We start from the raw sequence: 15,236 nt of genomic DNA on the forward strand, positions 1-15,236 counted from the left end.
ACACCCGTGCCACAACAATCCAATTTGAATACACCAAGATTGAAGTAAAAGTTTAAATAAAGGGAAGCTCCATGATTGCGCCAAAAGAAATATTCAAAGCCTACGATATCCGCGGCATCGTCGGCAAGACTTTAACCCCTGAAGTGGTAGAAGCCATAGGCCAAGCGATAGGAAGTGAAGCAGCCGCCCGCCAGCAAAAAACCATTTGTGTTGGTTATGATGGCCGCCTGTCCGGCCCGGAACTGGCTGCGGCGCTTTCTCGAGGCATACGCAAAAGTGGACTGGATGTGATCAATCTGGGATTGGTTGCCACCCCCATGGTCTATTTTGCTGCCTTTCACCTCAACACGGATTGCGGTGTCATGGTAACGGGCAGTCACAACCCACCAGAATATAATGGCCTGAAAATGGTAGTCGCTGGCGAAACTCTCTCTGGCGATACTATCCAGCGCCTGCGTCAACGTATAGACAGCGATGATTTTGCAAGTGGTAACGGCAGCGAAAGCAGCTTTGACATTGCGCCAGCCTATATAGACCGAATTGCATCCGACATTAAGCTCAAGCGTCCACTCAAGCTGACAGTGGACTGCGGCAACGGCGTCCCTGGCGCATTTGCTGGCAAGCTCTATCGCGCGCTTGGTTGCGAAGTGGAAGAGCTATTCTGCGATGTTGACGGCAACTTCCCTAACCACCACCCGGATCCTTCCGTCCCTGAGAACCTGACTGACCTGATCAACAACGTGACCAGCGGCAGCTCTGAAATCGGCTTTGCATTTGATGGAGATGGTGACCGCCTGGGTGTGGTCACAAAAGACGGCAGCATTATCTACCCTGACCGTCAACTGTTGCTGTTTGCTGAAGACGTACTCAAGCGCAACCCGGGTTCCACTATCATTTACGATGTTAAATCCACGCGTAACCTCGCCCCATGGATCAAGCAACGTGGCGGTAATCCGCTGATGTGGAAAACCGGCCATTCACTGGTCAAGGCCAAGATGAAGGAAACGGGCGCAGCACTGGCAGGTGAAATGAGCGGTCATATTTTCTTCAAGGAGCGCTGGTATGGCTTTGACGATGGCCTGTATTCAGGTGCGCGCTTGCTGGAAATTCTCAGTCAGTTCGACAACCCGTCGGACATCCTCAATGGATTGCCAGACAGCGTGAGTACGCCCGAGCAGCACATCAGCATGCAGGAAGGTGAGCCGCACAAGCTAATTGCGCAGCTACAGACCAGCGCAACTTTTGAAGGTGCGGATGAGGTCATCACCATTGATGGCTTGCGTGTGGAATATCCTGACGGTTTTGGCCTCATGCGCCCATCCAACACCACACCAGTGATTGTGCTGCGTTTTGAGGCAGATAACCTCGCTGCCCTCAAGCGCATCCAGGAGCAGTTCCGCCTGGTGATTCTGGCCGCAGCACCAGACGCAAAACTGCCGTTCTGATGTCTGGCGGCAAGATACTCTGGATCGCCGTCTGGCTTGCACTGGCAGGCGGCCTCTACTATCTTGCCGACAGCATGCTGAACCCGAATAAACTGTCGGTGCTAGGAGAAGCCAGTACCGTTACCCTGCAACGCGGACCCGATGGACACTATCGTGCAGAGGCACTGATCAACGGCACCAAGGTGAATGTGTTGGTCGATACCGGCGCAACTGGTGTCGCCATTTCCCAAGACATTGCCGACAAGCTCAATCTGAGCAGCAACCACGCAGTCCGTACCTCCACTGCCAACGGCAACACGGTAAGTTATATGACGAGGCTGAACTCAGTCAAACTGGGTGGGGTTGAAGCAAACAATGTAGCCGCTGTCATTGCGCCCGGCCTCCATGGGGAAGTATTACTGGGAATGTCCTATTTGGGACGCATGGATGTCAGATTGTTTCAGGGAAAAATGACCATCACTCAGGTGGAGTAAATCCACCATCAACATGGGAAGTAATGGCGTGATTGCGATTTAGCTATGCGCAAGCCCACCATTGCTCACGCGTCAATCGATAAAGCACATGTTTCCTCAATGTATCAAGATGCATGACTGTGGGATGGTCGAATGTACCTGGTTGCTGTGACATGCCCAAGCGCTCCATCAGCAGACGTGATCGGTGATTCAGGATTGTCGTAAAAGACACAATCTCGCCTAGCGCCAATTGTTCAAAACCTACCCTTAAAGCAGCCTTTCCTGCCTCAGTCGCATACCCCTGCCCCCAATGGCTTAGCGCCAAACGCCAGCCGATTTCGACACAGGGCGCAAAGGCAATGCAGCCGTGGGCACATGCAAGCCCAGCATGCCGATAAACTCGCCCGAGGACTTCAGCTCCAAGGCCCATAATCCCCAGCCACGTTCAGCGATCAGCCGCTCACAGGTATCAGCCATTTGGTCACTGCACATACTATCAAGCACAGCAGGAAAAAACGCCATCACCTGAGGATCTGCATTCAGCGCCCGGAATGGCACCCGGTCCTCCGGATGCCATTGGCGCAATTTCAGGCGCTGAGTTTCAACTTCAATCACAGAGCAATGCTCATCAAGTGATAACCGTAGGCTGCTCCCGGCCTGTACGCTGCTTGAGCTCGGAAATCTGATGGGCAATCAGGATCATTTCTGCCAGTGCATCCTGGGCATCAAGGCCATGTTTCTCCCTATCAGTCTCAAATGCTTCCAGGTAAATGCGCAGAGTAGCGCCTTCAGTACCGGTGCCGGATAGACGGAACACAATACGCGAACCATCCTCAAACAGGATACGCATCCCTTGCTTATGACTCACACTGCCATCCACAGGATCGGTATAACTAAAATCATCACAGGTTTTGATGGTGTAACGGCCAAACTGCTTGCCCGTCAGTGTAGGAAAACTGCTGCGAATGTGCTCAATCAAGCTATTTGCCGCATCACTTGGCAACTCTTCATAATCATGGCGCGAATACACATTGCGACCAAACTGCACCCAATGCCGCTTCATCAGTGTTTCTACTGGCTGACGCTTGATAGCCAGGATATTGAGCCAGAATAATACTGCCCACAAACCATCCTTTTCGCGTACATGATCTGAACCAGTACCAAAGCTTTCTTCGCCACATAAAGTAACTTTGCCTGCATCCATCAGATTGCCAAAAAATTTCCAGCCTGTTGGTGTTTCAAAACATGGAATCCCCAGTTCTTCAGCCACCCGGTCCACGGCCGCACTGGTGGGCATGGAGCGCGCCACCCCGGCAATACCCTTGGCATAGCCAGGGGCCAGTCTGGCATTGGCTGCAATCAATGCCAGGCTATCAGAAGGTGTCACAAAAAAACGCTTGCCGAGAATCATGTTACGGTCACCATCGCCGTCAGAGGCCGCACCAAAATCAGGGGCGTCTTCACCATACATAATATCCACCAGATCATGGGCATAAGTCAGGTTGGGATCAGGATGCCCACCACCGAAATCCGGCAATGGCACCGCATTGAGCACCGCATTCACATCCGCCCCCAACTGATCGACCAGAATGGCGCGCGCATAAGGGCCGGTGACAGCATGCATCGCATCAAAACTGATGCGAAAACCGCTGGCGAGTAATTGGCGGATTGACTCAAAGTCAAACAACTTCGCCATCAATTCAGCATAGTCGGCCACCGCATCAATCACCTCCACCTTAATCCCCGCCAGATCGCTTTCGCCTATCACATCCAGTGACACGTCAGGCGCATCTACAATCTGGTACTGGCTGATCTGTTTACTCAGGGCAAAAATCTCTTCCGTCACCTTTTCCGGTGCAGGCCCGCCATTGGACGTGTTGTACTTGATGCCAAAATCACCCTGCGGGCCGCCCGGGTTATGGCTGGCAGAAAGAATAATCCCCCCAAAGGTCTGGTATTTACGAATCACACAAGAAGCAGCCGGTGTAGAAAGAATGCCATTTTGCCCCACCAACACTCGACCAAATCCATTGGCAGCTGCCATCTTGATAATGATCTGGATAGCTTCACGGTTATAAAAACGCCCATCTCCCCCTACTACCAGGGTTGCACCTGCGGGGGCGGCAATGGCATCGAAAATACTTTGCACAAAATTCTCAAGGTAATGGGGCTGCTGAAATGCAGTTACGCGCTTGCGTAAACCGGAAGTCCCAGGTTTCTGGTCATTGAAAGGCTTGGTCAATATTGTTTGAATTGTCATTCACGCGCTTTCGATAAAATTCGATAAAAAATGTAACTTACTCGATAAAGTTGTCGGTTTCAAGTTGACACATGCCCTCAATCTCAGCATAATTGCGCCTCTCGATTAGGGGCATTAGCTCAGTTGGTAGAGCAGCGGACTCTTAATCCGTTTGTCGTAGGTTCGACCCCTACATGCCCCACCAAACAGAACAAAGGGTTAGCTTAAAAGCTAACCCTTTTGCATTTCTAGTATGTCACCCCTGACAACTCGCCATAATGTTTTAAATATTTAAAAACCTCTCTAACCTCTAGATTTATCCGCGGATTTATTTCTAGCTGAAGCTCATCTGCATTGCCAATCAATCCGAATCAAGCAATGCTTTGACGTCTATCCACTAAAGATTCATACACATAATTGCGCACAATCAGCTGTTCTGTTGGATCAAACTCTATGAACTCCATACCAATCAAATAGCCTTCGCTATCACCATGAGAATCATCAATAATGTTCCTGATTTTGGCATTCACAGTGATTGAGGATAAATCGTCTTCACTGAACAGTGGTAAGTAAAATGACAAGTTGATCAGATCATCTATATCACCGACCTCACCATCAGTGCTTATCTGGCACCCAGTCGCGCTAAGGTTCACCAAATTGACGGCCTGTTTCTGTGCTTGACTGGCATTGAAAGCAATGTGGCCTCCAATTTCAACCTTGATGCGCATTTCACGCCTAAGCTTTTTAACTTGTATTTTTTTAGGAAAAACTAGGCAAAGACAATTCAGAGGATGATAAAAAGGCTGAATGACGCTGGTGTCAAAAGTGCAAATCATGGTGCCAGAAAAAACCCGTACTGAAATCTTTTCCCCTTCATAAAAACTCAGCCCCACACCTTGTGCACGTGGCAAGCGAAGCAACACGTACTCATTGCTTTCAATCCCGATGAAGGTGGATATATGCTGTGTAGGCGTACGGCCACGATGCGTAAGAAATTGCAATTTTGCACCGAGCTGTAGATTCATGGACTCAAAATCCATCTGTTCTAACGCTGAGGTCTTTTCATTGTTGTCTGGCATGCTGAATACACCATAATTTATTAATTAGTAAGGTACTTAACTACCATTATTCCCTTTTACCACAAATACAACCCACCTTAATACTATTCCGTTACATCAATCATAAAAATACGGTGACTACCGTAATTTCTCTATCCAAAACCACTTAACACATAATACTTTTATGGTTATTTAACCTTTTTTAAAAAAAGGTCTTTACTCTTTTTTATAGAAGCGTAGGATTTGTGCTGAACCGGTGCTCATCATTAAAAAAGGAGGATGTCATGCTAAAGGTGTTATTTGGTTCATGGGTAGGAATTGCCTCAATCTCTACCATTATTCTGACGATTATCGTAATGAGTTATTGGGTAGGGTTTTGTATCCTCAATGCTCGAAAAGAGCATGAACAATCATTGCATTAACCACGCCATACCTGCTATGAAGAGCCTGAAAGCTGCATGCAATGCTGATGGCTTTTCATTCTCAATAGCCCTACTAAAATTAGGTGTTATATCTGAATTTGAGGTATTCTTGCGCTGTTGGTACTTTGTTAACGCTTGACGAGACTGTTTATGAAAGACACTTCCTCTAGCCTTCCCTGGCTAAATCTGCCCAACCTTCCCACTTCCCTCAAAGTCTTATTTGCCGGATATTTGCTAGTCATTGGCGTTGGCCTGTGCATGGCTGGTCTGCAAATCATGCTGACCCATGGCATGGCAGACGGGAAACTCGGCTTATCCAAAGAAGATATTGTTTATAGCTATTACGGTGATCGCAGTGGCAGCAAGCTGGAAAGCAAACTCAATGGCTCGATGAAAGACAATGCACCGCCCGCAGTCAGGCTGGACATCATTAAATGGGCGCGCGCAGGTGCACCAGAAACCGAATGGGAGAACCACTTTAAAGGAGTGTTTGCCCAACACTGTGTAATGTGTCACAGCAATATTCCTGGCATCCCCAATTTCACGAAATTTGATGAAGTGAAAAAGGCTGCAGCCATCAATGAAGGTGCCAGCGTGCAAAGCCTCACCCGCGTTTCGCACATACACTTGTTTGGTATCAGCTTTATTTTCTTCTTTATGGCATTCATTTTCAGTTTTGCAGTGAATGTGCCTCGTATCCTGAAAATCCTGGCGATTGCCTTCCCATTTGCGTTCCTGATCCTGGACGTACTGTCCTGGTGGCTAACCAAACTGAATCCTGGTTTTGCATGGCTGACGATTATTGGTGGTGTGGGCTATAGCATTGCATCCACTTTTATGTGGTGCACCAGCATGTACCAGATGCTGATTCTTTCGAGGAATGGCAAGGTATATGGCAATGCATGGGAAGCTGATTTGAAGCCTTGATCCAACTGCCATCATGCAGCGGTACCCTACACGGAGGCTCAGGCCTCCGTTGTTTTTTAAGATATCGGCACAAGCTTTGCTTGATATCCACCATCTCTTACCCCCCCGAGGAGAATTTACGATGGATACGTCTTCTGTTAATGCAGTCCTGTTTGATCTGGATGGTGTACTACATATCGGCAATAGTCCCATAGTCGGCGCTATTGAAACCGTTGATCTGTTGAGGGTGCGAGGCATTAGTTGCCGCTTCCTCACTAACACCAGCACTCTCTCGCGCAAGTCCATGCAGCAGAAAATCATGGGCATGGGGTTTTATGTCTCGCCTGAAGAAATCATCAGCGCACCAGAAGCAGCACTCAGATATCTGGAGCAACTCGGCGACCCGGTATGTCGCTTCCTGTTAGCCGATGATGTTAAACAGGATTTTTCACACTTTCGTCAATCCAGGACCAAAGTGGAATATATCGTGATAGGTGACATTGGCGATACTTGGTCTTATGAGATATTGAATGAAGTATTCACCTGCCTTAGGAATGGTGCCAAATTAATTGCCATCCACAAAAATCGCTTCTGGCAGACGGGCGAGGGATTGAAAATGGATATAGGGGGTTTTATCGAAGGCCTGGAATATGCCTCCGGCACTGAAGCCATGATCATAGGCAAGCCTGCTACTGCTTTTTTCGAGATTGCACTGGCAGACTTGAAATTGCCCCCCTCAGAAGTGCTGGTGATTGGGGATGACATAGACGCTGATATCGGTGGCGCGCAAAAAGCGGGCCTGCGAGGTATCCTGGTGCGTACAGGTAAATTTAGCCAGTCTTATCTAGAGTCTTCAGCCATCAAGCCAGACTTGGTCATAGACTCTGTCAGTGATTTACCGGCACTGCTGGAACTGGCTCCCTACACATCATAGAAAGCTGATCGTTGAATATTGTTTATATGCCGGGGTTCAACTCCAGTCCAATCAGTGAAAAATCCAAATTGCTTGCAGCTCATTTTCCGGACATTGCGATCGCTGATTACAATACCTGGGATCCTGATATTTCCTATGCCCAGCTTATTCAGCATATAAAACCTCTACTGTCAGGAAAGCTTCTGCTTACAGGTTCATCGCTAGGTGGCTTTTGGGCTTATCACTTAGCCAGCCAATACCAACTCCCCTGCCTGCTGATCAACCCTTGTATGTCACCAGAAATCAGCCTCCAGCAATACGTCGGCATAGTAGAAAATTTTTATACGCACGAAACCGGATTTTTAACCACGCAACATCTGGCTAGATACCAACAGTTTCGCTCACGCAACAGACCGAGCCATATCACGGTATTACATGAGCAAGGGGACGAGCTGATTCCGTATCAGGAAAGTGTGAGGAATTTTGTTGGCAAGGCCAGACTGTTATTACCTGGTGCCGGGAATCACCGTTTTTCTCGCACTGACTTGTTAATAGAAAGTATCCGTTTGATGATGCAACGCCTCTAGCATGAGTACAGTGACCACGCGGCATAATTCACTATGAAGACCCAAGTCTGTTTTATATAGCAGATACACCCTGTACCATCCATGGAAAGTGCCGTCCTCACAATGTTTTACCCTATAGTCATGGCATAAAATCATATTATTGTTATGCCAGTTTCAGTTAGAATGTTCAGGTTTATTCATTATCAGGTTGTTTAACATGCTGCAAGGCAGTCTCGTTGCCATCGTCACCCCTATGCATGATGATGGCAGTTTAGATATCAAGGCATTACGCTCACTTATAGATTTTCATGTCGACCAGGGCACTGACGGCATTGTGATTGTCGGCACTACTGGTGAATCTCCCACTGTGGACTTCACTGAGCACGCCTTGCTAATACAAACAACCATAGAACATACCGCAGGCCGCGTTCCTGTCATTGCAGGCACTGGTGCAAATTCAACTAGCGAGGCGATTGCCCTTACCCGCAAGGCTAAAGAGCTGGGCGCAGATGCTTGCCTGTTGGTTACCCCCTATTACAACAAGCCCACGCAAGAAGGGCTATATCAGCATTTCCGGGCTATCGCCGAGGCTGTGGATATCCCACAAATTCTCTATAATGTGCCTGGCAGAACCGCCTGTGACCTGAGTAATGACACCGTATTACGTTTGGCTGCCATTGAGAATATTATCGGCATCAAGGATGCAACTGGCAGTATAGAGCGTGGGACTGACCTGATTCTGCGCGCACCTGCTGACTTTGCTATTTACAGTGGTGACGACGCCAGCAGCCTGGCCTTGTTGCTATTGGGCGGACATGGCGTGATTTCAGTCACGGCCAATGTGGCCCCCAAGCTCATGCATGAGATGTGTAACGCTGTGCTGAATAGCGATATTCAAGAAGCACGCGCGATCAATGCCAAGCTCTTCGCACTTCACCAGAAGTTGTTTGTTGAAGCCAACCCCATCCCTGTTAAGTGGGTACTACAAGAGATGAGCTTGATTCAAAGTGGTATTCGTTTACCGCTAGTCCCGCTTTCAGCCCAATTCCATGAAACACTGCGCAGCGCAATGAAGCAAGCTGCTATTTGATGTTACCGTTTACCAGTCAAGAGAAACTATGAATCAATTTACTTTCAAACCTGTTTTATTGGCCACATTACTGACCCTGACCGTAAGCGGTTGCGATTCAATTCCTTTTGTCGACACGAGCTCTGACTACAAAGCGGCTGGACGTTCCCGCCCACTGGAAGTGCCTCCAGACCTGACCAATATTTCTGCAAGCGATGCTTATGCGGTGCCAGGTGCTGCCACCAACTACTCCGACTACAGCCAGGGGCTGAATGAAAGTGGTCAGCAAGAGAATGAACAGGGAAAACTGCTGCCTACGCCTGATGGCGTCAAGATGGAACGTGCCGGATCTCAACGCTGGCTAGTGGTGAATGCGCCCCCAGAAAAAGTATGGCCAGTGATTCGTGAGTTTTGGGCCGAGCTTGGCTTTGCAGTACGTACCGAAAATGCACAGACAGGCGTCATGGAAACTGAATGGGTAGATCCCAGCTCGCTGCAATCGGATGATAAAAGCTATGTTGAGAAATTCCAGGGCTGGCTGGACAAGCTGAATAGTTTACAAACCCGCCAGAAATTCCGTACCCGTATTGATCGTGGTCAGGACACTGGCACCACTGAAATTTACATGAGTCATCGCGCTGTCAGCAACGCTCCTGATGATGGCAAGGTCAAGGTGCGTACTATTGCGGGCGAGGTTGAAATGGGATATGCCCCGACCAAAAGCACGCGCAATAAGGGAGATGACACCAAGTCCACTGCTGAAGATATTGATGCAGAGCTGTTACGCCGCCTGATGGTGCGCCTGGGGGTGGAAGATAAGAAATCTCGCAGCATTATTGCCACCCCAACCACTGAGCTGCGTGCTAATGTTAACAAGGAACAAGACGGCACTCTCAGCCTTAATACCAATGATGCCTTTGATCGTGCCTGGCGCCGTGTGGGCCTGGCGTTGGATCGTGTCGGCTTTGTAGTCGAGGATCGTGATCGTTCAAATGGTTTGTTCTTTGTGCGCTATACCGATATTGACATTGATGACGCACCAAAAGAGAAGAAGGGGTTACTGGAAACCCTGAAGTTCTGGGGCGACGACAAAGATGAAGGTGACGAGAAATCTGGCAAGAAACGCAAACCAGGCGAAAACCAGTATCACGTCAAGGTGGAAAATGCCAGCTCTGGCGGCTCTGTCGTGACGGTCACCGACAAAGATGGTAACCGTGAACACTCCAGCACTGCCAACCGCATTATCACCCTGCTCTACGAGCAACTGAAATAACCATGCCTCACCGCCTGCCCACCCAGCATCCACATGCGCTTTGCCTCGCTGGGTAGTGGCAGTGCAGGCAATGGCCTGATTGTCGAAAAACATACCACCCGCTTATTGCTTGACTGTGGTTTTGGCCTGCGTGATACCACTATTCGGATCAACCGGCTAGGCTTGGAACCTGAGCAACTGACCGGTATCCTGGTCACGCATGAGCACGATGACCATACCGCTGGCGTATTCAAACTGGCCAACAAGTATCGCATCCCAATCTGGCTGACCCATGGCACCCTGACCATGAGCGAGCGCCTGATCCCCAAACAGCGTCACTTTGAGATTCATACGATAGATAGCCACCAGCGCTTCAGTATTGCTGATGTGGAGATACAGCCTTACCCGGTTCCCCATGATGCACGCGAACCTGTGCAATACCTGTTTGAAGATGGCCAGTACAAACTGGGAGTACTGACAGATACCGGCAGCTCAACGCCGCATATAGAAACCATGCTGAATGCCTGTCATGGGTTGATCCTGGAATGCAACCATGATGTTGAAATGTTGAGAAATGGGCCTTATATCTGGTCCCTGAAACAACGGGTAGGTGGTCGCCTGGGCCATTTGGACAATGCAAGCGCAGCTGCCCTGCTCTCCAGGCTGGATAACAGCAAATTGCAACACATCATTGCCGCCCATCTCAGCGAGAAAAACAATGCGCCAGAGCTTGCTCGTGCTGCGCTGAGCAGCAGTCTCAATTGTGAAAGTGAATGGATAGGGATTGCAGAACAGGCACAAGGCTTTGGTTGGCGCCAACTGAGCTAGTTGATTCACCATGTTCAGCGACTTACGTTAAGAGCAAAGCGCTAACAATACTGCACATAAAATGTAAAAACAAAAAGCCGACTTAAAGTCGGCTTTTTGCATAGATAATTCAAAGCTGGCCTAAGCCAGCGTTAAATTACTTAGCTTCTTCTGCAGGTGCAGCTGGAGCAGCTTCTTCAGCAGGAGCTGGAGCAGCTTCTTCAGCAGGTGCAGCTTCAGCTGGGGCTTCAGCAGGTGCTTCAACTGCAGGAGCAGCTTCTTCAACAGCAGGAGCTTCAGCAGGAGCCTCTTCCTTTTGACCACAAGCAGTCAAAGCAAGTGCGAGCATAGCGGCAAGCAGAGCAGAACGTGTCATTTTTTATCCCTTAAGATGTAGACAATAATAAATATTAAACAGTTACGGTAAGCCTTTAACAACCAACCGAGTGCCAAAAATTTTACCAGCTCCCACAAAAAATACCACTGTTTTTTGGCCTAGAAGCCTTATTTGGCACAAATTCACAGCTTTTTTTCTAAAAACCTCCATGAAGTAGAACTTAATCGACACGGATTCGTAGCTGCGTGCTTTTCCCCGCGCTATATTGACCTTGCGAAAGGATCTCCCGGCTCACCTGATCACGCCCTTGCATCACCCCTCCAAGATCAAGCCATTCACCGGGCGCCACTCTCACCACCGTAGATAATTCCTCAAAATCTATGAAGCCCCGCTCATTCAGGCGGGCAATACGCGGCGTTACCTCAAGCTCGACCTGACCACCAATAAACTTAGGTCTGACCGCAAACCCTGTCGTAATGTCATGAAATTCTGTTGTCTGCTGCAATTGAATATAGCGCTGTGTCAACAGCACCCATTGCTGGGTATAAGGCACAGACTGGCCAACCCGAATGAATGCACGCTCGCCATCCATCACACTGACAAACTCCTGGCCGCTCCGACTACTCTCATTCTGGCTGCGATTAAGATCAATATTGAATCCAGTGCCTTCTTGCCGCCTGGGGCCTGGGTGCTCCTGTGAACCATCAATGGTGCCTATCTCCACATTGCCAATACGCCCGCGACCATTCACACCCACTTGACTATCAGTACTCTGCACATTGTTATCATGGCTGATCGTGATGCGCAGATTGCGACGGGCAGTATCCAACCGTGCCACCATATCTTCTATCGCTTGCATGCGCTCGGGCGTTGCACGCACAACCAGATGATTATCGATGGCACTGACTGTTCCTTCAGATCCAACCAGCTGCTCTACTGCCGGTATCAGATCCTGCGGAAAGCGGTGCTGCAAGGTAATCATCTTGAAATCTAGTCCAGCAGCCTCTGCATACGCAGTAAACAGCAGCATGATCAGTAAAAATCGCATTACAGCCCCAGACGAGTAAGTGTAAACCTATGAGTAGCAGACTCCAGCAATTCAGCAAAACGCCGAGTGAGTATATGACTGGCATCCAAGTCATTGAAAGCATACTTGAATCTGGCGTGATCCACATGAAAACGCCGCACATAATGTATGTGATCGGCCACAATAAATGGATCCATTGCCGCCCTGGCCTGGTTCGAAGTCTGGTAAACCATCATGCGATGCCCATATTGCTGCATCAATTTGCACAAACGAAAGCATTGCAGCTCAAGATAGCCGGTATCGTGCAGCACCATGGTCAAGGTGGAATGCACATTATTGGTCAGAAAGTCATGTAATTGCTGATAACGCGCCATACTGGTGTAATTACCAGAGCGTAGATCAATATCAAACATCAGCAGGCTGGACGCCGCACGACCAAGCATACAATCCAGAGTATGCTCATAATCCATTTCGCCCTGCAAAATCTGATTTTCCGGCAATCCATTCATACGGATCCAAGGCTCAGGCAAACTGCACGTAGCCTGCCTGATACCAATCAAGCAATTGTTCAACCAACTCGTTATCGTTCATTAGCACTTCAGTAAAACTGGCGGCTGGCAACTGCCTTTTATCCGCCAGCTCAACCCACAGTGCATGATGCGCTGGCAATGCCATCAATTGCTCGCCATTGAGGAAGAAATAGTCACCATGGAACAACATCTGGCTTTTACCCGAGAGTACTATTCCCTTTTTAATCAGGCGCTGCTTAAAAGACTTGAGGGTAATATTGGCTGGGTTATCAAATACAATGTGCGACTTTGGTTCAGACAGATAGCGCCCAAGAAACTCTGCAACGTCCTGCGACTCCCAGCGAATTCCATTCAACATGTCTCCGACTTTGTGCAACATATGCGGCTCAATTTCTGCCGGATGTTGCTGCAATAGCAGATCAGGATCCGCATACATGCCGGTCAACTTGACCTTATCCTGCAAGAAACTGAGGAACTCACTCGCCAGCTCTTGAGCAGACGGTGCCCGGAAGCCTATGGAGTAGGTCATGCACGCGCCCACGGCTACTCCCCAATGCGCCACATGCGGGGGCAGGTATAACATGTCCCCAGGTTCCAGCACCCACTCTTGTTCAGCCTGAAAGTTTTTCAGAATACGTAAGGGGGCGTCTTCAATCAGCGTCAGGTCTTTCTGCTCGCTGATACGCCACTGTCGTTTGCCTTCGCCTTGCAACAGGAATACATCATAGGAATCAAAATGTGCCCCAACACCACCAGCATCTGGTGCAAAGCTCACCATCAAATCATCCAGCCTGGTATGGGGAATAAAACTGAACTGTTGCAACAACTGATCCGCCTCAGGCAAATGATGATTTACCCCCTGTACCAGCAACGTCCAATCCTGAGCTGGTAATTTGGCAAAGCGTTTTTCATCAAAAGGTCCATCTTCTACTTTCCAGCCAGACTTCTTGTGCGAAATCAGACGTGACTGCACATCGCCCTCACAAGCCAGGCCAGCCAATTCATCTGGACTGAGCAGGCCATTAAAACCTGGAATGGCTTGCCTGATCAATAGAGGCTTCTTCTGCCAATATTCAGCCAGGAAATGTTCTGCACTAATACCGCCCAGCAAGGCCAGGGGCTGAGACGGCGGATGATTATGCGCTGAATTATTTTTCATGCATGCATGATATCGCATTGCTTACGTCAGATAGAAATTAGGTTAAAATCCCGATTATTCACTCACTGCAAAGTGCGCCATGTTGCAGCAAAACACGCAAGCCCCTGATTTCACCTTGCCTGATGCGGATATGCAATCCATCAGCTTATCCGAGCTGCGCGACAGTATTGTCGTATTGTATTTTTACCCCAAGGATGACACCCCTGGCTGCACACTGGAAGCCATAGAGTTCAGCGACCTTGAGGATGAGTTTGTCAGCCACAACACGATAGTGCTGGGGATCAGCCGCGATGATTGCATCAGCCATGCTGATTTTCGCGACAAACACGGCCTGGCTGTCAGCCTGCTCTCGGATGTGGATGGCGAAGTCTGCCATCAATATGGCGTATGGCAGGAAAAAGAAAAAGATGGCATCAAGAAGATGGGCATAGTCCGCTCCACATTTGTCATCGATACTGCGGGAATGGTACGCTTGGCACAATATGGCGTCACCGCCAAAGGCCACGCCGTCGCAATACTTAATTTTATTAAATCATTTTGAAGGATTTTTCATGCAAATCGCCATGAACACTGTTGTCACCATTACCTATGAACTGCGCGATAGCGATGGTAATGTCCTGGAGTCCAGCAAGGATCCAGTCAGTTATTTACACGGCGGCTATGACAACATTTTCCCGCGTGTAGAAGAAGAACTGCATGGCAAGTCCAAGGGCGACACCATCGAGCTCACCCTGGAGCCTGCAGATGCTTTTGGTGACTATGATGAAGAGCTGGTACAGATGGAACCAATCTCCGCATTCCCTAGCCAGGATCTGAAAGTCGGGATGCAGTTTGAAGGCGAAGACGAATCCGGCGAGGTCATTCTCTATACCATTACCAACATCGAAGATGGCAAGGTAGTGGTGGATGGTAACCATCCCTGGGCTGGCGAACGCGTACTGTTCAAAGCATCCGTTAACGATGTACGCTCAGCAGGCAAGGAGGAAGTCGAACACGGCCATGTACATGGTGCAGGTGGTCATCATCACTAAGCACTAAGTAGATAATGGCAATA

Annotated in this window: 18 protein-coding genes, 1 tRNA gene and 1 pseudogene; 12 read left to right on the plus strand and 8 right to left on the minus strand. The window is 48.9% G+C overall.

All coding sequences use genetic code 11. The features are described from left to right. The first annotated feature begins 71 nt into the window (after nucleotides 1–71). Both LG201_RS06320 and LG201_RS06325 read left to right on the plus strand, forming a co-directional pair. Nucleotides 72–1,445: a phosphomannomutase/phosphoglucomutase gene (locus LG201_RS06320; RefSeq protein WP_226771312.1), complete on the plus strand. Its 1,374-nt coding sequence runs from the start codon at nucleotides 72–74 to the stop codon at nucleotides 1,443–1,445. After that, entirely contained in the window at nucleotides 1,445–1,918 is a 474-nt protein-coding gene (locus LG201_RS06325) for a retropepsin-like aspartic protease family protein (protein WP_226771313.1), read from the plus strand. Before LG201_RS06320 ends, LG201_RS06325 begins: the two co-directional genes overlap by 1 nt. A 211-nt stretch (nucleotides 1,919–2,129) precedes the next feature. Here the strand turns inward: LG201_RS06325 and LG201_RS14480 are convergent. From LG201_RS14480 to LG201_RS06335, 3 genes and pseudogenes are all read right to left on the minus strand, one after another. Further along, nucleotides 2,130–2,222, minus strand: a pseudogene (locus tag LG201_RS14480) (GNAT family N-acetyltransferase); the annotation flags it as partial. Then, a complete protein-coding gene (locus LG201_RS14365) occupies nucleotides 2,213–2,512 on the minus strand; it encodes a GNAT family N-acetyltransferase (protein WP_319006038.1) in 300 nt (99 codons plus the stop codon). The pseudogene LG201_RS14480 and the gene LG201_RS14365, both read right to left, overlap by 10 nt. Nucleotides 2,513–2,525: 13 nt before the next feature. After that, nucleotides 2,526–4,157, minus strand: a complete 1,632-nt coding sequence (locus LG201_RS06335) for an alpha-D-glucose phosphate-specific phosphoglucomutase (protein ID WP_226771314.1) — start codon at nucleotides 4,155–4,157, stop codon at nucleotides 2,526–2,528. A 108-nt stretch (nucleotides 4,158–4,265) separates the two neighbouring features. Between LG201_RS06335 and LG201_RS06340 the strand changes: the two genes are divergently transcribed. Then, nucleotides 4,266–4,341 (plus strand) — tRNA-Lys (locus LG201_RS06340). A gap of 166 nt (nucleotides 4,342–4,507) precedes the next feature. On the opposite strand, the gene LG201_RS06345 is transcribed toward LG201_RS06340, so the two are convergent. After that, nucleotides 4,508–5,215 carry a flagellar brake protein gene (locus tag LG201_RS06345; RefSeq protein WP_226771315.1) on the minus strand — a complete coding sequence of 236 codons (708 nt, stop codon included), beginning with the start codon at nucleotides 5,213–5,215 and terminating at the stop codon, nucleotides 4,508–4,510. A 263-nt stretch (nucleotides 5,216–5,478) separates the two neighbouring features. On the opposite strand from LG201_RS06345, the gene LG201_RS06350 reads away from it, so the two are divergent. From LG201_RS06350 to LG201_RS06380, 7 genes are all read left to right on the plus strand, one after another. Further along, nucleotides 5,479–5,616, plus strand: coding sequence for a DUF3149 domain-containing protein (locus tag LG201_RS06350; protein WP_226771316.1), 138 nt, complete (start codon nucleotides 5,479–5,481; stop codon nucleotides 5,614–5,616). Nucleotides 5,617–5,766: 150 nt separating this feature from the next. After that, complete coding sequence (locus LG201_RS06355; protein ID WP_226771317.1) at nucleotides 5,767–6,543, plus strand: elongation factor-1 alpha; 777 nt, start codon at nucleotides 5,767–5,769, stop codon at nucleotides 6,541–6,543. 121 nt (nucleotides 6,544–6,664) lie between these two features. Next, nucleotides 6,665–7,456, plus strand: coding sequence for a TIGR01458 family HAD-type hydrolase (locus tag LG201_RS06360; RefSeq protein ID WP_226771318.1), 792 nt, complete (start codon nucleotides 6,665–6,667; stop codon nucleotides 7,454–7,456). 11 nt (nucleotides 7,457–7,467) lie between these two features. Further along, complete coding sequence (locus tag LG201_RS06365; RefSeq protein WP_226771319.1) at nucleotides 7,468–8,022, plus strand: YqiA/YcfP family alpha/beta fold hydrolase; 555 nt, start codon at nucleotides 7,468–7,470, stop codon at nucleotides 8,020–8,022. Between the two features lie 196 nt (nucleotides 8,023–8,218). Further along, nucleotides 8,219–9,091 carry a 4-hydroxy-tetrahydrodipicolinate synthase gene (gene dapA / locus LG201_RS06370; protein WP_226771320.1) on the plus strand — a complete coding sequence of 291 codons (873 nt, stop codon included), beginning with the start codon at nucleotides 8,219–8,221 and terminating at the stop codon, nucleotides 9,089–9,091. Nucleotides 9,092–9,119: 28 nt separating this feature from the next. Beyond that, a complete protein-coding gene (gene bamC, locus LG201_RS06375; RefSeq protein WP_226771321.1) occupies nucleotides 9,120–10,343 on the plus strand; it encodes an outer membrane protein assembly factor BamC in 1,224 nt (407 codons plus the stop codon). Between the two features lie 33 nt (nucleotides 10,344–10,376). Then, nucleotides 10,377–11,150 (plus strand): MBL fold metallo-hydrolase, encoded by a 774-nt coding sequence (locus LG201_RS06380; protein WP_226771322.1) that lies wholly within the window; start codon nucleotides 10,377–10,379, stop codon nucleotides 11,148–11,150. Nucleotides 11,151–11,286: 136 nt separating this feature from the next. On the opposite strand, the gene LG201_RS06385 is transcribed toward LG201_RS06380, so the two are convergent. The 4 genes from LG201_RS06385 to LG201_RS06400 form a co-directional block, all read right to left on the minus strand. After that, a complete protein-coding gene (locus tag LG201_RS06385; protein ID WP_226771323.1) occupies nucleotides 11,287–11,505 on the minus strand; it encodes a hypothetical protein in 219 nt (72 codons plus the stop codon). A 181-nt stretch (nucleotides 11,506–11,686) separates the two neighbouring features. After that, nucleotides 11,687–12,514, minus strand: coding sequence for a secretin N-terminal domain-containing protein (locus LG201_RS06390; protein WP_226771324.1), 828 nt, complete (start codon nucleotides 12,512–12,514; stop codon nucleotides 11,687–11,689). Beyond that, entirely contained in the window at nucleotides 12,514–13,002 is a 489-nt protein-coding gene (locus LG201_RS06395) for a DUF7931 domain-containing protein (RefSeq protein WP_226771325.1), read from the minus strand. Before LG201_RS06395 ends, LG201_RS06390 begins: the two co-directional genes overlap by 1 nt. 13 nt (nucleotides 13,003–13,015) lie before the next feature. After that, nucleotides 13,016–14,182 carry a cupin domain-containing protein gene (locus LG201_RS06400; protein WP_226771326.1) on the minus strand — a complete coding sequence of 389 codons (1,167 nt, stop codon included), beginning with the start codon at nucleotides 14,180–14,182 and terminating at the stop codon, nucleotides 13,016–13,018. A 79-nt stretch (nucleotides 14,183–14,261) separates the two neighbouring features. Here LG201_RS06400 and LG201_RS06405 point away from each other — a divergent pair, with 79 nt between their 5' ends. Together LG201_RS06405 and LG201_RS06410 are read left to right on the plus strand one after the other, a co-directional pair. Then, entirely contained in the window at nucleotides 14,262–14,723 is a 462-nt protein-coding gene (locus LG201_RS06405; RefSeq protein WP_226771327.1) for a peroxiredoxin, read from the plus strand. A gap of 10 nt (nucleotides 14,724–14,733) precedes the next feature. After that, nucleotides 14,734–15,213, plus strand: coding sequence for an FKBP-type peptidyl-prolyl cis-trans isomerase (locus tag LG201_RS06410; RefSeq protein ID WP_226771328.1), 480 nt, complete (start codon nucleotides 14,734–14,736; stop codon nucleotides 15,211–15,213). The last annotated feature ends 23 nt before the right edge of the window (nucleotides 15,214–15,236 follow it).

Source organism: Methylobacillus gramineus, from assembly GCF_020532675.1.
GTDB classification, from domain to species: Bacteria; Pseudomonadota; Gammaproteobacteria; order Burkholderiales; family Methylophilaceae; genus Methylobacillus; species Methylobacillus gramineus.